The sequence below is a fragment of the Neisseria subflava genome (assembly GCF_003044645.1).
Lineage (GTDB): Bacteria > Pseudomonadota > Gammaproteobacteria > Burkholderiales > Neisseriaceae > Neisseria > Neisseria subflava_B.
Map to the genome: position 1 here is coordinate 121830 of NZ_POXL01000003.1, position 18306 is coordinate 140135.

Genomic DNA, 18306 nt, shown 5'->3' on the forward strand with positions numbered 1-18306 from the left:
CAAGTCGGGATGCATAGGGGGCCTTTAATGGAAGTTTTTTTTATGCAAACGCCAATGGGGCAATATCTTGCTCAAAAAGAGGCGGATTTTTTCAGACGGCATTTGCAATATTTGAATAGCCAAGTGGCGGTTCAATTAGGCGGTATATGGCAGAGGCCGCCTGAAAATATGATTGTGGTGCCGCGCGATGTGCGGATGGATGCTGAAATGTTGGCATTTGAAACGCATTCCGTGGATGTGTTATTGATGCCCCATCTTTTGGAAATTTCATCTGCTGATTTGGTGTTGCAAGAGGCATTTAGGATATTAAAACCTGAGAGCAGGTTGATTTTGACGGGGTTTAACCCTAAATCTTTGTGGGGATTGAGCTCGTGGTTCGATGGGGAAAGGTTGCCTTTGAAATCTCAATGCTTGGCTCTGGCTGAATTGAAACGAAAAATTGCCGCTATTGGTTTTGAAATGGAATATGGGCAGTTTATGGATTATCTGCCTGCTGTGAATTCGCCTTCTGCTTTGAAGTTTTGGCAGTTTATGGAAAAGGCGGGGGATAGGTGGTGGCCGCAGTGTGCGGCGGTGTATGGTGTGGTTTTAACGAAACATCTGATTGGTGTCCATCCTGTGCCTGAATTGGAATCTGCATTCGATGGCAATACGGTTGCTTTAAGTACGGCACGTTTGGCCGAATAGTTTTCAGACGGCCTATATATAATGATGAATTTGGAGAATAATGATGCCTGAATTACCTGAGGTAGAAACGACTTTACGCGGAATCGCGCCGCATATTGATGGCAAAAAGATAGAAAAAGTCATTATTCGCCAGTTTAAATTGAGATGGCCTATCCATCCGAACTTGGCGCAAATTTTGGCCGGGCGCAAAGTTTTGGCATGCAACCGGCGTGCGAAGTATTTGATTGTTACTTTTGAAACGGGTATTTTACTTATGCATTTGGGTATGTCCGGCAGTTTGCGGATTTTTACCGCCGATGATGAGCGCATCGCCACGCCGGATAAACATGATCATTTAGATTTTGTATTTGATGACGGTACCGTATTGCGTTATCACGATCCGCGTAAATTTGGTGCGGTATTGTGGTATGAGGGTATTGCCGAGCATCATCCGCTGTTGGAAAAGTTGGGACCGGAGCCGCTCTCGGATGATTTTGATGCAAATTACCTGTATCAGAAATTGAAAACCCAAAAGCGTGCAGTCAAATTAGCGCTGATGGATAATGCAGTGGTGGTTGGTGTCGGTAATATTTATGCGAATGAAAGTCTGTTTAAGGCAGGTATTTCGCCATTGCGTCCGGCGAATAAGCTGACCAAGAAAGAATGCGCATTATTGGTGGAAACCGTTAAAGCGGTTCTGCTGAGGGCGATTGAAACGGGCGGCAGTACACTGCGAGACTTCGTTAATAGCGATGGAAAAAGCGGCTACTTTCAGCAGGAATATACGGTCTATGGCCGCCACAATGAGCCTTGTGTCCAATGTGGCGGGTTGATTTTTAAAGAAACTTTGGGGCAGCGTGGAACATTTTATTGTCCAAATTGCCAGAAATAGTTTCAGACGGCCTTAAATGTCAGAGGCCGTCTGAACATAATGAACACAATACAGAAGAAATTTTATGTCTAAACAAAAAGCTCCTTTTTTTAAACGTCTGAGCCGACTTTGCCGTTTGGCAGCTTGGTTGTTCCGAACCGGTCGGGATTTGCGTGCCATTGATGGCAACAATGCAGAGGAACGCAATCATGCTGTGGTTGTTTTGGGAAAAGGTGCGTTGGATGCTTTGGATATCGAATTGGAAATCGGCGTACCGCCTCAAGGAAATGTGAGTGGTACTTTGGTGGTGGCCAACCATGTGTCTTGGTTGGATATTTTTGCCATGAGCGCCGTTTATCCGAGCAGTTTTATTGCGAAACAGGAAATCAGCGGTTGGCCGGTTTTGGGGAAAATGGGTAAAAATGCCGGCACGGTGTTTATCAATCGCAATTCCCGCCGTGATGTCGAGCCGATTAATCAGGCGATTTGTGCAGCATTGAAAGCAGGGCAAAATGTAAGTTTTTTCCCCGAGGCGCGCACTTCTTCCGGTTTGGGTATTTTGCCGTTTAAAGCAGCCCTGTTTCAATCGGCTATTGATGCGAAAGCGCCGATTCAGGCGGTAACCTTACGCTATTATGATGGCGAAGGACAACGGACGGATTTGCCGTCTTATGCAGAGGTAAACCTGTTTCAATCTTTATGGCGTATTGTTTCGATGAGGAAAATCCGTATCCGTTTGGATTTCTCACCACAGTACAAACCGACAGATATGCCGGATAAAGACCGCTATGCTTTGAAGGATATTGCGGAAACAGCCATCGGCGAAATTGTGGCTTCGGATTCGCCCGTTCAGCCTTTACCTAAAAAATAATTTCAGTCAGGCACTTGTTTTATTTCAGATGGCCTTTATTTAGAGGAATAGCTGTTTTCGATTTAATTAAATTGATAGTTTGATGTAATTAATATTATTTGAACTATAAATTATACAAATCGATAGGCCTGCATTAAAATGCAAGCATTGATTCATTTCTCAAACCCGAATTTTTAAGGAGCTTAAAAATGGCTTTGCAAGATCGTACCGGTCAAAAAGTACCTTCCGTAGTATTCCGCACTCGCGTTGGCGACACTTGGAAAGATGTTTCTACTGATGATTTGTTCAAAGGCAAAAAAGTAGTCGTGTTCTCTCTGCCTGGCGCATTTACTCCAACTTGCTCTTCTTCTCACCTTCCACGCTACAACGAATTGTTTGGCGCGTTCAAAGAAAACGGTGTTGACGCAATCTACTGCGTATCTGTAAATGACACTTTCGTAATGAACGCTTGGGCTGCTGAAGAAGAAGCCGACAACATCTACATGATTCCTGATGGCAACGGTGAATTCACTGAAGGCATGGGCATGTTGGTTGGCAAAGAAGACTTGGGCTTCGGCAAACGCTCTTGGCGTTACTCCATGCTGGTTAACGACGGCGTGATTGAAAAAATGTTTATCGAACCTGAAGAACCAGGCGATCCTTTCAAAGTGTCTGACGCTGACACTATGTTGAAATACATTGCTCCTGACTGGAAAGCTCAAGAGTCTGTTGCCATCTTCACCAAACCTGGCTGCCAATTCTGTGCTAAAGCTAAAAAAGTGCTGCAAGACAAAGGCTTGTCTTACGAAGAAATCGTATTGGGTAAAGATGCAACTGTTACTTCCGTACGCGCTATTACCGGTAAGATGACTGCTCCTCAAGTATTCATCGGCGGCAAATACATCGGCGGCAGCGAAGACTTGGAAGCTTACTTGGCTAAAAACTAATTGCCTGTATGCTTGAGACGGCTTGAAAAGGCCGTCTGAAATACCCAAATATAGAGTTATTCAGACGACGTTTGCAAATCGGCGTTCTGAATAACTCTATATTTACAAGTAGAATTTGAGATTATTGTTTTAAATCGATATTTAGATATTGGCTATTGATTTTTAAATTTTGATAGTTTATGAAGTTTAGGCCGTCTGAAAACGGATAACCTGATGGCAATATCGGTTTGGATATAGACAGTAAGGATAAAATATGAAAAAGATTCAAGCAGATGTGGTAGTACTGGGTGGCGGTACAGCCGGTATGGGCGCATTTCGCAATGCCCGACTTCATACAGACAATGTTTACCTGATTGAAAACAATGTATTCGGAACAACTTGTGCGCGTGTCGGCTGCATGCCGTCCAAATTGCTGATTGCGGCTGCAGAAGCGCGCCATCATGCTCTGCATACCGATCCGTTTGGCGTGCATTTGGATAAAGACAGCGTAACGGTAAACGGCGAAGAAGTCATGCACCGCGTGAAGTCCGAACGCGACCGTTTTGTCGGTTTTGTGGTCAGCGATGTAGAAGAGTGGCCTGCCGACAAGCGTATTATGGGTACGGCAAAATTTGTTGACGAACACACCGTCCAAGTTGATGACCACACTCAAATCACTGCAAAAAGTTTTGTGATTGCTACCGGTTCGCGCCCTGTGATTTTCCCACAGTGGGAAGTTTTGGGCGATCGCTTGATTGTGAACGATGATGTTTTCTCTTGGGATACCCTGCCTAAGAGTGTGGCCGTATTCGGCCCTGGCGTAATCGGCTTAGAGTTGGGTCAGGCTTTGCACCGTTTAGGCGTAAAAGTTGAAATTTTTGGCGTAGCAGGCGCGATTGGCGGTATTTCCGATCCTGTTGTCGCTGAAGAAGCCAAAACCGTTTTTGGCGAAGAGTTGACTTTGCATTTGGATGCTAAAACCGAAGTCAAATTGGACGCAGAAGGCAATGTTGAAGTTCACTGGGAACAAGATGGCGAAAAAGGTGTGTTCCATGCCGAATATGCTTTGGCTGCCGCCGGTCGCCGTCCGAACGTGGACAATATCGGTTTGGAAAACCTGAATATCGAAAAAGATGCGCGTGGCGTGCCTGTTGCTGATCCGCTGACCATGCAAACCAGCATTCCGCATATCTTTATCGCAGGCGATGCGTCCAATCAATTGCCTCTGCTGCATGAGGCTTCCGACCAAGGTAAAATTGCCGGTCACAATGCCGCTATTTTCCCGAATATTGAGGGCGGTTTACGCCGTAGCGTAATCGGCGTGGTATTCACCAGTCCGCAAATTGCCACTATCGGTTTGAAATACGCGCAAGTTGCGGAGAAATATCAGCCTGATGAGTTTGTAATCGGCGAAGTTTCATTCCGAAACCAAGGCCGCAGCCGCGTTATGTTGGTAAACAAAGGCCATATGCGTTTGTATGCTGAAAAAGCGACCGGCCGTTTCATTGGTGCGGAAGTTGTCGGCCCCGCTGCCGAACATTTGGCACACTTGATGGCTTGGGCACATCAAATGAAGATGACGATTCCTCAAATGCTGGATATGCCGTTCTACCATCCGGTTATCGAGGAAGGTCTGCGCACTGCATTGCGTGATGCCGATACAAAATTGAAACAGGCTTGATTATTTGATGGAATAAAGGCCGTCTGAAACTCGTAGTGAGGTTTCAGACGGCCTTTTTTTGTTAAATCAATTCTAAATCCGGACCGGCATTTTGCGCACGACGGCTTCGTAATTGAATATCTAAGCGCAAATCATGGGCGGAGTCGGCATTTTTAATGGCGTCTTGATAGCTGATATCGCCGTTTTCATATAAATCATACAAGGCTTGGTCAAAAGTGATCATACCCATGCCGGTTGATTTTTTCATCATTTCTTTGATGTTGTGGACTTCGCCTTTTTGAATCAAGTCGGCAATAATCGGCGAATTGAGCAAAACTTCTACAGCAGCCACACGACCCCGTCCGCTTTCACGGGGGATTAGTCGTTGTGAAATAAAGGCTTGCAGGTTGAGTGATAAGTCGGTCAGCAACTGGGTACGGCGCTCTTCGGGGAAGAAGTTGATGATGCGGTCGAGTGCTTGGTTGGTGCTGTTGGCGTGCAGTGTCGCCATACATAAATGGCCGGTTTCCGCGAAGGAGATAGCGTAGTCCATGGTCTCGCGGTCGCGGATTTCGCCAATCAGAATGACATCCGGTGCTTGGCGCAGGGTGTTTTTCAGCGCAATCGGCCAATTTTCGGTATCTACGCCGATTTCACGTTGGGTGATGATGCAGTTTTTGTGTTGATGGATAAACTCGATCGGGTCTTCGATGGTGATAATGTGGTCGAAGCTGTTTTCGTTTCGATAGTCGATAAGGGAGGCGAGGGAAGTGGACTTGCCCGAACCTGTACCGCCGACAAAAATAACCAGGCCGCGTTTTCTGAGGGCGATGTCTTTCAGAATAGGGGGCAGATTGAGCGTTTCAAATTTAGGGATATTGCTGGTAATGGAGCGGAACACCAATGCAGTTGCACCGCGTTGAACCATTGCATTGACACGGAAGCGGCTGGTATCGGGCAGGCTGATGGCGAAGTTGCATTCGTTGGTGGAAGAAAATTCTTCGATCTGTTTGGAAGACATAATCGAAAAAGCGATTTCCATACATTTTTCAGCACTCAGCGGCTCATCGCTCAGTCGCATGATTTTGCCGTCCACTTTCATGGCAGGCGGGAAATTGGTGGTAATGAAAAGGTCGGAGCCTTTGTATTTGTTCATATGGCGTAGCCAAGCGAACAATTCTTCTTTTGCGCCCGGAGTATTTTCGTCAAACATAAGAATTTAGGTATTTAAAATAGAGTTATTTTATTGAAAATAATTATAACAGAAGCAATCATTATTTGCTGTTTTGCCGCTAGAGCAGCTATCTGTTTTAAATTGAGTGTCGTGCTGGGAATATAGCAGATTTTTCAGTATCCCTGTGATTTTAAATTCTGCTGTTATAATGTTGCCCGATTAGTGAATGGAAAGGTAACGAGATGTCAGTACAAACAATTGCCGTGGTCGGCGCAATGGAACAGGAAATTGAGCTTTTGCGTGAAAGCATGGCCAATGTCAAGCATGTGTCTTTCGGTAAATTCTCAGCATATGAAGGCGAATTGGCCGGAAAACGCATGGTATTGGTTTTGAGCGGTATCGGCAAAGTCAATGCGGCGGTTTCGACTTCTTGGGTCATTCATCAGTTCGCACCGGATTGCGTCATCAATACCGGCAGTGCAGGTGGTTTGGGCAAGGGTCTGAAGGTTGGTGATGTGGTCATCGGCGAAACTGTGGCGCATCATGATGTTGACGTAACGGCTTTTGGTTATGTTTGGGGGCAAGTACCGCAACTTCCTGCTGTGTTCGCCTCGGATGAAACCCTGATTCGCCAAGCAGAAAAGGCGGCGCAAGTGTTTGAAGGTGCGGCCGTAGCTCAAGGCCTGATTGTCAGTGGCGACCGTTTTGTACACAGCAGCGAAGGTGTTGCGGAAATTCGCAGTCATTTTCCTGACGTAAAAGCAGTTGAAATGGAAGCTGCGGCGATTGCGCAAACCTGTCACCAGTTGGAAGTGCCGTTTGTGATTATTCGTGCCGTATCCGATTCGGCAGATGAGAAAGCGGACATCAGCTTTGAAGAGTTTTTGAAAACGGCGGCCGTCAGCTCGGCGAAGATGGTGACCGAGATTGTCAAATCGCTATAAAATCATGCAAAAGCGTTGAATTTCCGTTAGAATACGGAACGATTCAACCTTATTCTAAGGCCGTCTGAAAACCGAATCCCTGTTTTTTCAGACGGCCTTTCAGCCTTTAATTGCATTTATCTTAATAACAATATGAAAAACATACGGAATTTCTCCATTATTGCCCACATCGACCACGGTAAATCGACACTTGCCGACCGTTTTATCCAATACTGCGGCGGTTTGGATTTACGTGAAATGAGTACGCAGGTGCTCGACTCCATGGATATCGAAAAAGAGCGCGGCATTACCATTAAAGCGCAAACCGCCGCGCTCAACTATAAAGCACGCGACGGGCAGGTGTATCAGCTCAACCTGATTGATACTCCGGGACACGTCGACTTCTCTTACGAAGTATCCCGTTCGCTGTCGGCTTGCGAAGGTGCGCTTTTGGTGGTCGATGCGTCTCAAGGTGTAGAAGCGCAAACCGTGGCGAACTGCTATACCGCGATTGATTTGGGCGTGGAAGTTGTGCCTGTTTTGAACAAAATTGACTTGCCTGCCGCAGAACCCGAGCGCGTAGAGCAGGAAATTGAAGACATCATCGGTATTGATGCCGTTGGTGCGGTGCAATGTTCTGCTAAAAGTGGTATTGGTGTGGAAGATGTTTTGGAAGAAATCGTTGCCAAAATCCCTGCGCCGACCGGTGATGAAAATGCGCCGTTGCAAGCGGTTATTGTTGATTCATGGTTTGACAACTACGTCGGCGTGGTCATGCTGATTCGTGTGAAAAACGGCACCATCAAGCTGAAAGACAAAGTGCGCTTTATAAGCACCAAGGCGGAAACGCAGGTTGAGCAGCTGGGCGTATTCACACCAAAATCAGTTCAAAAACAAGAACTCAAAGCCGGCGAAGTGGGCTTTTTGATTACCGGCGTGAAAGAATTGGGACAGGCGAAAGTCGGCGATACGGTTACTTTGGTTGCCAACCCTGCCTCTGAGCCGCTGCCCGGCTTCCAAGAGGTGCAAAGCCAAGTATTTGCCGGTCTCTACCCCGTAGAAAGCCACGACTACGAAGCCTTGCGTGACGCTTTGGAAAAATTGCAGCTGAACGATGCTTCGTTGAAATTTGAGCCTGAGGTTTCCCAAGCATTGGGCTTCGGCTTCCGTTGCGGTTTCTTGGGTCTGTTGCACTTAGAAATCGTTCAGGAACGTTTGGAGCGCGAGTTCGATATGGACTTGATTACCACTGCGCCAACGGTGGTTTATGAAGTCGTGTTGAAAAACGGCGAGAAAATCGAAGTTGAAAACCCGTCCAAACTGCCTGAAATCAGTACCATCGAAACCATTCTTGAGCCGATTATCACTGCGACCATTCTTGTACCTCAGGAATATGTCGGCAACGTCATGACTTTGTGTAACCAAAAGCGCGGCGTTCAGGTCAATATGCAATACATGGGCCGTCAAGTCATGCTGACTTATGATTTGCCGATGAACGAAGTCGTAATGGATTTCTTCGACAAGCTTAAATCGACTTCACGCGGTTATGCTTCGTTGGACTACCATTTCAAAGAATTCCAACCGTCTGATTTGATTAAGCTCGACATTATGGTCAATGGCGAAAAAGTCGATGCCCTAAGCCTGATTGTCCACCGTCAAAGTGCCGTTCACCGCGGTCGTGAGCTGGCAGCAAAAATGCGCGAACTGATTCCACGCCAGATGTTTGATATTGCTGTACAGGCCGCCATCGGCAGTCAGATTATCGCCCGTGAAAACGTTAAAGCCCTGCGTAAAAACGTTTTGGCGAAATGTTACGGCGGCGATATTACGCGTAAGAAAAAACTTCTTGAAAAACAAAAAGCAGGTAAGCGCCGCATGAAACAAGTGGGCAATGTGGAAATCCCGCAAAGCGCGTTCTTGGCGATTCTGCAAGTGAGTGATAAATAATGAGTATAAATCTGACTTTAGGCGCAATCGTTGTACTGCTGGCCGGCTTGGTCCTCAACTTCAAAAGCAGCAAAGAGCGTCAGGAAAACGGAGAATGGAGCTCCGGCCTGCAATGGAGTTATCTCTTGTGCATGGTCGGCGTATTCGGCATTTTGTCCGAATTTATGAGCTTTACCGCCGTATTGCTGGTGTTTGTCGTGTTCACCGGTATTGTTTGGGCAATCCATAAAGGCCATCTGAAAAAAAGCGAGACCGGCGAAGACAATGCGCATTTTACCGACTACATGGGCGGCTTTTTCCCCATCATCTTGGTTATCTTTGTGTTGCGCAGCTTTATTGCCGAGCCGTTCCAAATTCCGTCCAGCTCCATGCGTCCGGGCTTGGTCAAAGGCGATTTTATCTTGGTGAACAAATTCTCTTACGGTATCCGCCTGCCGATTTTGAATAAGGTCATTATCCCTGTTGGCAATATTGCACGAGGCGATGTCGTGGTGTTCAATTACCCACTTCAGCCTGAGATGAATTACATCAAACGTATCGTCGGTATTCCGGGCGACGTTGTGGAATATCGTGATAAGGTTTTGACTGTTAACGGTGAAATTATTTCAGAAAAACCAAACGGTAATTATCAATATGCAGATGATACCGATCCGTCCATGATTCATACGCTTGAGCGTTTTCAGACGGCCTTGAACGGCAAAAATTTTGACGTGGTCAAGGAGGCCGGTCAGCCTTCCGTATCTATTGCTGTATTGAACAAATACACTTCAGAAGTAATGCCTGAAAGCAATTACTCGCTTGAAACAAGCGGTTTGGAAAATTGCGAATACGCAGAAGACGGCAATGGTTTTATCTGTAAAGTTCCCGAAGGCCGTTATTTCGCGATGGGCGACAACCGCGACAATAGTGCCGACTCCCGTTATTGGGGATTTGTCGATGACAAGTTGATTGTCGGTAAAGCCTTCTTTGTTTGGATGAACTTTGGCGAACTCAGCCGTATCGGTACCAGCATCCAATAAGCAATAAACAGATTAAAAGGCCGTCTGAAATTTTTCAGACGGCCTTTTTTGTATCTATTTTTTGTTTTTTAATGAACCTAAATAAATCGCTAATAAAGTCAAAGTGGCACCGCTCCATTGGACGGTGTTAATCGGTTTATCCAGCCAGAAATAATCGATCAACATGGCGGCTACTGGTTCTGAGAGCAGTAGTAGGCCGGTCAGCGATAGGGATAAAAGCGGGATGGCGTAAGCAATCAATGCCCAAGCAAAACATTGCATGACGATGCCGTAGATGGAGACTAGAATCACATCGTTTAAAGTTTTAGGGTAAAGATGGGTGGTATCGAATAGTAGAGATGGGATGATCAGCGCCATTGCGCCGCCGAAGCTTAAAATCATCATCAGCGGAAACAAACCGACTTTTTCCTGTTCATGGGTTTTGCGTACGAAAACCATAGACAAGGCCAGCATGGCACCGGACACTACGCCGCTGACAAATCCCCATGCGGCATTGTCGTTATGACCGAACTCTGGGCTGCCGATTAAGGCGACGCCTATGGTGGCCAATATCAAACTTAAAATTTGCAGGGCGCTTAGACGTTCCGAATAAAAGAAGAAGCCGATGGCGGCTAAAAAGAAAATCTGCAGGCTGTTGAGCAAGGTGGAAATGCCGGGACCTACGGCGTGAATGCTTTCGTGCCAAAGGGCGAGGTCGAATGCGAGGAAAACGCCGGATAAGATTGCGTAGCCAACCGTTTTTCTTTTTGTGGGCATTTTTTGTCTGAAAAAACGCCCGAGCAGGAAGAATATAGGAGCGGCGATCAGCAAGCGCCAGAATGCGATGGCGTAAGAGCCGACATCGACAAATTTGACGATCAAACTGCCCAAGCCGAAGACGATGCAGCCGACGACCAATAGGGGCGCTGCATAATTTCCCGAACGTGTGTTCATCGGCCTCTCCAAGAATCAAATGAAGGCGATTATTCCATAAAAGATAGATGAGGCGCTAATGATAAATAGTCGTCAGCCAAGATAAAGGGTTTATGATGAAAGGCCGTCTGAAAATTGTTTCAGACGGCCTTTTGATGATTTTCTGGCTTGATTTCGTATTGTTGTAGTATAAAATCGTTTTACGCCGTGTTTTCAGACGGCCTGATCAGTTTTGGTTTTGAGAAAAGGATTATTGGAAATGGCAAGCCCTATTCGTGCGTTTTTGGATTATGTGCCGTCGGTTGATGAGTCTTGTTTTGTAGATGAGACTTCGGTAGTGATTGGCGAAGTGTCGCTGGCGGAAGATGTATCCGTTTGGCCTTATGCCGTATTGCGCGGCGATGTGAACAGTATTTCTATCGGCAAGCGCAGCAATGTGCAGGACGGCAGCGTTTTGCATGTGTCGCATAAGAATGCGGCGAAGCCTGACGGTTCGCCTTTGATTATCGGTGATGATGTGACGATTGGGCATAAGGTCATGCTGCATGGCTGCCGAATTGGGAATCGAGTGTTGGTGGGTATGGGCTCGATTATTTTGGATGATACGGTTGTCGAAGATGATGTGATGATAGGCGCGGGCAGTTTGGTGCCGCCGCGCAAACGTTTGGAAAGCGGTTTTTTATACGTTGGCTCGCCTGTGAAACAAGTGCGTCCGCTGACAGATGAGGAAAAGGAATTTTTGACGTATTCCTCTGCGCATTATGTCCGCCTGTCCGGTCAGCATAAAATTTCAAAATAAGGAAAACCAATACAATGAACGCAATTTATCTGGCTTCGGGCAGTCCGCGCCGTCGTGAGATTTTGGAGAATTTGGGTTTCACGGTACGCCGCCTTCCTGCGGATATTGATGAAACCCCTAAAGAAGGCGAAGCCGCAGTAGAGTATGTACGCCGTATGGCCTGCAAGAAAAATCAGGCGGCGGTGGCGCAATGGTTTGCAGCTCATGATCAAGAGCCTGAGTTTGCTGTATTGACGGCGGATACGACGGTGGCGGATGGTGAGGCTATTTTGGGTAAACCGGAATCTGAGGCGGATGCGGTCGATATGCTGGAACGCTTGTCGGGACGGACGCATCAAGTGCTGACGGCTGTATGCGTTTACTGGCAAGGCGTGCGCCATGATGTCGTGCAGACGAGCGAAGTGCGCTTTAAAACGTTGACGGCTGAGGAGATTGCAGCCTATGTTGCTAGCGGCGAACCGATGGACAAAGCCGGTGCGTATGGGATTCAGGGCTTGGGCGGCGTATTTGTCGAGCATTTGCAGGGCAGTTTTACGGGTGTGATGGGTTTGCCGGTTTATGAGACCGCGCAACTATTGAAATCCTTGGGTTTGGAAGCGCCGCCGTTTGCTTAAAATTAGGCAAATGCCGTCTGAAAGCGTGCCGACAAAAACGCTTGTTTCAGTTACAATACTGCCTTAAACAGCTTGCTTGAAGAAAGATATGAAAGAACATAAGGCCCGGAAACGCTTCGGGCAGAATTTTTTGCAGGATACGCGGATTATTAGCGATATTGTCAACGCGGTCAGACCGCAGCCCGATGATATCGTGATTGAAATCGGCCCGGGCTTGGCCGCCATTACCGAGCCTTTGGCGAAAAAACTCAACTGCCTGCATGTTTGCGAAATTGACCGCGACATCGTACGCCGTCTGAAAACCCTACCGTTTGCAGACAAATTGGTGATACACGAAGGCGATGTATTGCAGTTTGATTTCAACAGCATTGAAGGCAAGAAAAAAATTGTCGGCAACCTGCCGTACAATATTTCCACGCCGCTTTTGTTCCGATTGAGCGAAGTGGCAGACGATGTGATCGATATGCACTTTATGCTGCAAAAAGAAGTGGTCGAACGCATGGTGGCGCAGCCGAAAACCAACGACTATGGCCGTCTGGGCGTGATGCTGCAATATTTCTTCGATATGGAAATGTTGATTGAAGTACCGCCTGAATCCTTTGATCCTGCGCCAAAAGTAGATTCGGCCGTCGTTCGCATGATTCCGGTGAAACACCGCATCGGTAAAGCGGAAGATTTTGAACATTTTGCCAAACTGGTGAAACTGGCTTTCCATCAACGCCGCAAAACCATACGCAATAATTTGAAGGAACTTGCCGGCGATAATGATTTGCAGGCAGTCGGCATCAATCCGCAGGACAGGGCAGAACACATTGCCGCCGAGAAATATGTGGAATTGAGCAATTATCTGGTTCAAAAGGCCGTCTGAAACAGTGATGGCAATTTTTAAGCAACCTCCTATTCAATGGGGGTTTCTAGGTGATTCATATTTGTGGCGCGAGTTGGCGCAGTATTTTTCCGGTAAGGATATGCCGCCTGAGCGGCACCGTTTTGAAGCAGCAATTATCGGCGCAGTTTGAGTATTGACCGGGCATCGTCTCGATAGGGAAGAGCAATTTAAAGTCAATCGGTACAATAAAGGCGGAATCTCCGGCAGCATAGTCAGTTGCCGCTTTTGGCTGGAAACGGCCATTCCTTTGCTTTGGCAGCGGTAAACGCAACTCAAGCCCCGAAAATTTTGGTAGTTTGGAAAGAAATAATGATTAAATTCAAAAATGTACACAAACATTTTAAAGATTTGCACGTTATCAACGGTGTGAATCTGGAAGTCAAACAAGGCGAAGTGGTCGTTGTATGTGGCCCTTCAGGCAGTGGCAAATCGACGTTGATTCGTACGGTAAACCAACTCGAGCGCATTGAAAGCGGCGAGATTTGGGTAGACGGCATCAATGTTGCCGATCCGAAAACCGATTTGAACAAAGTGCGTGAAGAAGTGGGCTTTGTGTTCCAAGGGTTCAATCTGTATCCGCATTTGACTGTCTTGGAAAATATTATTCTTTCTCCGATGAAAGTGAAAAACCAAAGCCGTGAAGAGGCGGAAAAGAAAGCGATGGAGCTTTTGGAACGTGTCGGCTTGGCGCATAAAAAAGACGCGCTGCCCGGCCAGCTTTCCGGCGGTCAGCAACAGCGTGTGGCGATTGCACGCGGTTTGGCGATGGAGCCGCGTGTGATGTTGTTTGACGAGCCGACTTCCGCGCTTGACCCTGAAATGGTCGGCGAAGTATTGAAAGTGATGAAAGACTTGGCGGAAAGCGGCATGACCATGATGTGTGTGACCCATGAGATGGGTTTTGCGCGCGAAGTCGCCGACCGTGTAATTTTTGTCGATAAAGGCCAGATTCTGGAAGATGAAACGCCGGAAGAATTTTTTACCAATCCGAAACACGAGCGTGCCAAACAATTCCTGCAACAGGTGATGACACACTAAACTCAGGCCGTCTGAAATTTCAGACGGCATGATCGGTTTGAATGATTTTGAAAGTTGAAAATAATGTATTTTGTTGACCGTACTGCTGTTGTGCTGAAGCCGACTGCCCGTTTTTTGGAATGGCTGAAATCTGCCGATGAAAATATGCCCGACCTGACCGTCGAGCAACTGCGCACTAACTGTTCCGTATTCCTTGTGCCGCAATTTGACGAACCCGAATCCGTCATTTCCTATTTTGACGAACGTTACCAGCAGATTTTTGAAGCCGAATTGACAGGCTGGGACATCGATAAAAGCAAATGGCCGCAAGACATGAGCTTGAAGGCTTTTTGGGAATTTTTCGATACCGAAATCCACGATATGGTTTTGGATATGGAAGAGGCGGAATTGAACATTACCCCTGTTTTCGACAATATGATGTAAAGCCGTGCGAAGTTTTCAGACGGCCTTAAAGCCCTCGCATTCTTTGAAAATTCTGATTATTTTCTTACACCTTTCGGCGTTGGCCTTATGCCTTGTCGAGTTTTACGGCTGGATGATGTGGCTGGGTTTGACGGCATTGGCCGGCAGTTTTGCCTATGCTTGGCGCAGCGTTAATTTTCATGCTCAAAATGCGGTCAGGAAAATCATCATCGACCGCCAATACCGTGCGACGGTTTACTTGAATGGCGAGGAAGAGGGAAGAAGCGCGGTTTTGCAAGACAGCAGTATGTTGACGGTTTATGCTTTGTTTTTGCAATGGAATGTTGACGGGAAAATAGTCAAACACTGCATCTTGCCCGATATGGCCGACCGCGATGTCTACCGCCGTCTGAAAGTGTGGGCGCGCTGGTGTCGTGAAAAAAAAGAAGACAAAGCAGAACTTGCGGCAGATATAGATTAAACGGCTGTTTCAGACGGCCTTTTGAAGCGATAAATACAATGAAAACATTACAAGACTGGCTGTCTCATTTGGAGACTGCCCATAGTTCCGGCCTTATCGATATGGGTTTGGAACGCGTGGGAGAAGTGAAAAAACGCATGAATTTGGTGCCGCAATGTCCTGTTGTGGTGGTGGCAGGTACCAATGGCAAAGGTTCCGTATGCGCCTATTTGTCGCATATTTATAAAGAAGCCGGTTTTAAAGTCGGTACGCTGACCAGTCCTCATCTTCTGCGTTACAACGAACGAATCGCCATCAACACTCAGCCGGTTTCAGATGAATTGATTGTTTCCTCATTTGAGCGTATCGAAGCGGCACGCGGCGAAATTTCGCTGACGTATTTTGAGTTTAATGCTTTGGCTGCCGTCGATATTTTCATGCGTGAAAATGTGGACGTAATGATTTTGGAAGTTGGTTTGGGCGGACGGTTGGATGCTGTGAATGTATTTGACGGCGACTGCTCGGTTGTCACCAGCGTGGATTTGGATCATCAGGCATTTTTGGGCGATACCGTTGAGCAGGTCGGTTTTGAAAAAGCCGGAGTGTTCCGTAGCGGCAAACCTGCCGTGTGCGGCCAGAATCCTGCGCCTGAATCATTGGTCAAACACGCAGAAGAAATTGGCGCAAAACTGTTGATGGTCCAGCGAGATTTTGATTTTGCGTCAATGGAAAGCGTACAGTGGAACTACCGCTTCCATCCGCAATCTTCAGACGGCCAAAGCCGTAACCGCAATTCCTTGCCGTTTCCTGCTTTGCGCGGTGCCTATCAGTTGTCCAATGCCGCGTGCGCACTAACTGTTTTAGAGTGTCTGAACAATCAGCTGCCCGTTGACATCGGCGCGATTAAACGCGGTTTGCTGTTGGTTGAGAATCCTGGACGTTTCCAAGTTTTGCCCGGCCGTCCGCTGGTGGTTTTGGATGTCGGCCACAATCCGCACGCAGCCCGTGCTTTGCGCCGCAGTCTGATTAACCTTGCCTTTGCCCAAAAACGTACCGCCGTATTCAGTATGTTGTCTGACAAAGATATTGACGGCGTGCTGGAAATCGTTAAAGACCAGTTTGACGAGTGGAATATCGCACCTTTAGATGTGCCGCGTGGCATGACGGTAGAGGCTTTGCAGGCCAAATTGGCTGAACACGGCATCGATAATGTAAATGTTTTTGAAACTGTCGCTGCTGCCTACCGCGCTGCTTTGGCTAAAGCAACCGAAAATGATAGAATCGTTGTTTTCGGCTCATTCCATACTGTTGCCGATGTAATGGCTGTTTTGAAAGAACACTAACGAGGAAATTATCATGTCCGACAATAAACAAAAAGAAACTCCAAACGGATACGATTTAGACGGTTACGAACAACTCAAACGTCGCAACCGCCGTCGCTTGGTTTTGGCATCCGGCTTGGTGGTGGCTTCAGGTATGCTGTTCGGCCTGGCGCTGACATCGGGCGACGATAAAAATTCACCGTTTAAAGAAGCGCCTGTCGGTCAGAGCCAAGTCAAAATGGCTGACGAGCTGAGCAAGGCCGTTGTTTTAGAGCCGAATAAAGAGGATGTCGCTGCAGCTGAGGAGGCTGCCCGCCATGCGGATGCCGAAGCGCCAAATAAACCGCAAAATGCAGGCGAGGAAGAAGATAATGCGCCGGTTGAAGTATTGAAGCCAAACCGTGAATCTGCTCCCGAAGATGTCGGCGAGCCGTTGGTTTTGATCAATGATACTTTGGATGACGGCAATATTAAAGGTTTGGAAGAGTCCGAACGTATTCAACGTGCCGAGGCTGCCAAACGTGGAGCCGCGGAGCGCCGAGCCGAAGAACGCCGCCAACGTCAGGCTGAACAACGTGCTGCTGCGGCCCGTAAAACACAAGCCCAACAGGAAGCTGCTGAGAAAGAAAGCGCATTGGCAGCTAAAAAACGCGCACTTCAAGCGCGTGCTGAAAAAGCAGAGCGTGAAGCCGCTGCCGAACGCAATAAATTGGCACAATTGGAAAAAGCAGAGAAAGCCATTGCCGAGCGTAAATCTGCCAAAAACAGCAAAGACAGCGTAAAAGACAAGGCCGAACCTGCCAAGAAAGCAGAAGCCAAAGTTGAAAAACCAAAAAATGAAAAGGCTAAACCGGAAACGGCCAAAGCAGAAAAAGCCGATAAGGTAAAAACTGCCGAGAAGCCGTCTGAAAAAGCCAAACCTAAAGCTGAAAAAGAAACAGCAGAAGCCAAGCCTGCTAAAAAAGCCGCCATTCAGGCTGGTTATGCTGAAAAAGAACGCGCACAAAGTCTGCAACGTAAAATGAAAGCCGCAGGTATCGATTCGACCATTACTGAGGTTATGACCGATAAAGGTAAGGTGTATCGCGTGAAATCAGCCAGTTATAAAAATGCACGCGATGCAGAGCGCGATTTGAACAAATTGCGTGTACATGGCATTGCCGGTCAGGTGACCAGTGAGTAATTTGCCTGTTGCCGATTTGTTGGCTGCCGCCGTCATCGTCATCTGCATCATTATCTCATTGACACGGGGTATTATTGCGGAAGCAGGGGCGATGGTGGCGTGGGTGGTATCGTTTATTGCAGCCAGAACGCTTGCCATGCCGTTTGCCGATGTGGTCTTTAAATCGGTTGAACCGCATTCCTTGGCGGTTGCCATGGGTTTTGCCGCTGTGTTTTTTCTGGCATGGCTGTTGCAGAAACTGGCACGATCGTTGTTGAGCAGTTTGATGTCTGCCGTTGGTTTAGGAAGCATCAACCGTTTGCTTGGCGGCGTATTCGGTGCAGTGAAAGGTGTGATTTTGGTGACACTGGCAGTGATGGTTTTTTCACACACTGATTTGCCGAAAACGGAAGAGTGGCAAAGTTCACACACAATTCCATATTTTGAATCACTGGCCGATGCTGCGATGCCTTATCTGCCTGGAAAAGATACCGCAATGCCCCATCTTTCTGGTAAAGCAGCTGAAGTTGAAGAATTGGATGATTGAGTTTGACGGATTCAGACGGCCTATGAGCCGTCTGAATCCGTTTTTATTTGCGTAAATTTAGCATCATATTGTCAACAATTTGAGCAAACTCATCTAAATTATTTTATAATGACAGCTTACCCATT

General features: G+C 47.2%; 20 protein-coding genes. 18 read left to right on the plus strand and 2 right to left on the minus strand.

From position 1 onward, the window contains the following. Nucleotides 1-27 precede the first annotated feature (27 nt). From DBY97_RS04250 to DBY97_RS04270, 5 genes are all read left to right on the plus strand, one after another. Nucleotides 28-687, plus strand: a complete 660-nt coding sequence (locus DBY97_RS04250; RefSeq protein WP_107857556.1) for a class I SAM-dependent methyltransferase — start codon at nt 28-30, stop codon at nt 685-687. A gap of 43 nt (nt 688-730) precedes the next feature. Further along, the gene (gene mutM / locus DBY97_RS04255; protein ID WP_070460049.1) at nt 731-1558 is read left to right on the plus strand and encodes a bifunctional DNA-formamidopyrimidine glycosylase/DNA-(apurinic or apyrimidinic site) lyase; all 828 of its coding nucleotides are present in this window, start codon (nt 731-733) and stop codon (nt 1556-1558) included. 64 nt (nt 1559-1622) lie between these two features. Next, nucleotides 1623-2408 (plus strand): 1-acylglycerol-3-phosphate O-acyltransferase, encoded by a 786-nt coding sequence (locus DBY97_RS04260; RefSeq protein WP_107857557.1) that lies wholly within the window; start codon nt 1623-1625, stop codon nt 2406-2408. Between the two features lie 188 nt (nt 2409-2596). Continuing rightward, the gene (locus tag DBY97_RS04265) at nt 2597-3334 is read left to right on the plus strand and encodes a redoxin family protein (protein ID WP_107857558.1); all 738 of its coding nucleotides are present in this window, start codon (nt 2597-2599) and stop codon (nt 3332-3334) included. A 253-nt stretch (nt 3335-3587) separates the two neighbouring features. After that, on the plus strand, nt 3588-4994 hold the full coding sequence (locus DBY97_RS04270; protein WP_107857559.1) for a dihydrolipoyl dehydrogenase: 1407 nt from the start codon (nt 3588-3590) through the stop codon (nt 4992-4994). Between the two features lie 61 nt (nt 4995-5055). Here DBY97_RS04270 and DBY97_RS04275 read toward each other — a convergent pair whose 3' ends face one another. Beyond that, nucleotides 5056-6186, minus strand: coding sequence for a PilT/PilU family type 4a pilus ATPase (locus tag DBY97_RS04275; RefSeq protein WP_107857560.1), 1131 nt, complete (start codon nt 6184-6186; stop codon nt 5056-5058). 203 nt (nt 6187-6389) lie between these two features. Here DBY97_RS04275 and DBY97_RS04280 point away from each other — a divergent pair, with 203 nt between their 5' ends. The 3 genes from DBY97_RS04280 (at nt 6390) to lepB (ending at nt 10036) form a co-directional block, all read left to right on the plus strand. Next, nucleotides 6390-7091, plus strand: a complete 702-nt coding sequence (locus tag DBY97_RS04280) for a 5'-methylthioadenosine/adenosylhomocysteine nucleosidase (protein WP_107857561.1) — start codon at nt 6390-6392, stop codon at nt 7089-7091. A gap of 132 nt (nt 7092-7223) precedes the next feature. After that, a complete protein-coding gene (gene lepA, locus DBY97_RS04285; protein ID WP_107857562.1) occupies nt 7224-9017 on the plus strand; it encodes a translation elongation factor 4 in 1794 nt (597 codons plus the stop codon). Beyond that, entirely contained in the window at nt 9017-10036 is a 1020-nt protein-coding gene (gene lepB, locus DBY97_RS04290; protein WP_070584130.1) for a signal peptidase I, read from the plus strand. Before lepA ends, lepB begins: the two co-directional genes overlap by 1 nt. Before the next feature lie 54 nt (nt 10037-10090). Here lepB and DBY97_RS04295 read toward each other — a convergent pair whose 3' ends face one another. Beyond that, entirely contained in the window at nt 10091-10969 is an 879-nt protein-coding gene (locus DBY97_RS04295; RefSeq protein WP_107857563.1) for a DMT family transporter, read from the minus strand. A 238-nt stretch (nt 10970-11207) separates the two neighbouring features. Between DBY97_RS04295 and DBY97_RS04300 the strand changes: the two genes are divergently transcribed. From DBY97_RS04300 to DBY97_RS04345, 10 genes are all read left to right on the plus strand, one after another. Continuing rightward, nucleotides 11208-11747 (plus strand): gamma carbonic anhydrase family protein, encoded by a 540-nt coding sequence (locus DBY97_RS04300; protein ID WP_070584133.1) that lies wholly within the window; start codon nt 11208-11210, stop codon nt 11745-11747. Between the two features lie 14 nt (nt 11748-11761). Next, nucleotides 11762-12361 carry a Maf family protein gene (locus tag DBY97_RS04305; RefSeq protein ID WP_107857564.1) on the plus strand — a complete coding sequence of 200 codons (600 nt, stop codon included), beginning with the start codon at nt 11762-11764 and terminating at the stop codon, nt 12359-12361. Nucleotides 12362-12449: 88 nt separating this feature from the next. After that, nucleotides 12450-13229 carry a 16S rRNA (adenine(1518)-N(6)/adenine(1519)-N(6))-dimethyltransferase RsmA gene (gene rsmA / locus DBY97_RS04310; protein WP_107857565.1) on the plus strand — a complete coding sequence of 260 codons (780 nt, stop codon included), beginning with the start codon at nt 12450-12452 and terminating at the stop codon, nt 13227-13229. A 7-nt stretch (nt 13230-13236) separates the two neighbouring features. Continuing rightward, nucleotides 13237-13380: a hypothetical protein gene (locus DBY97_RS11465; RefSeq protein ID WP_234394518.1), complete on the plus strand. Its 144-nt coding sequence runs from the start codon at nt 13237-13239 to the stop codon at nt 13378-13380. A 179-nt stretch (nt 13381-13559) separates the two neighbouring features. Next, nucleotides 13560-14288 (plus strand): amino acid ABC transporter ATP-binding protein, encoded by a 729-nt coding sequence (locus DBY97_RS04320; protein WP_003747231.1) that lies wholly within the window; start codon nt 13560-13562, stop codon nt 14286-14288. 63 nt (nt 14289-14351) lie between these two features. Beyond that, complete coding sequence (locus DBY97_RS04325; protein WP_107857566.1) at nt 14352-14711, plus strand: hypothetical protein; 360 nt, start codon at nt 14352-14354, stop codon at nt 14709-14711. Nucleotides 14712-14715: 4 nt separating this feature from the next. Next, a complete protein-coding gene (locus DBY97_RS04330) occupies nt 14716-15171 on the plus strand; it encodes a protein YgfX (RefSeq protein ID WP_107857567.1) in 456 nt (151 codons plus the stop codon). Between the two features lie 38 nt (nt 15172-15209). Further along, the gene (gene folC, locus DBY97_RS04335) at nt 15210-16493 is read left to right on the plus strand and encodes a bifunctional tetrahydrofolate synthase/dihydrofolate synthase (RefSeq protein WP_107857568.1); all 1284 of its coding nucleotides are present in this window, start codon (nt 15210-15212) and stop codon (nt 16491-16493) included. 13 nt (nt 16494-16506) lie between these two features. Further along, entirely contained in the window at nt 16507-17655 is a 1149-nt protein-coding gene (gene ftsN / locus DBY97_RS04340) for a cell division protein FtsN (protein ID WP_107857569.1), read from the plus strand. Continuing rightward, the gene (locus DBY97_RS04345; RefSeq protein ID WP_107857570.1) at nt 17648-18181 is read left to right on the plus strand and encodes a CvpA family protein; all 534 of its coding nucleotides are present in this window, start codon (nt 17648-17650) and stop codon (nt 18179-18181) included. Before ftsN ends, DBY97_RS04345 begins: the two co-directional genes overlap by 8 nt. The last annotated feature ends 125 nt before the right edge of the window (nt 18182-18306 follow it).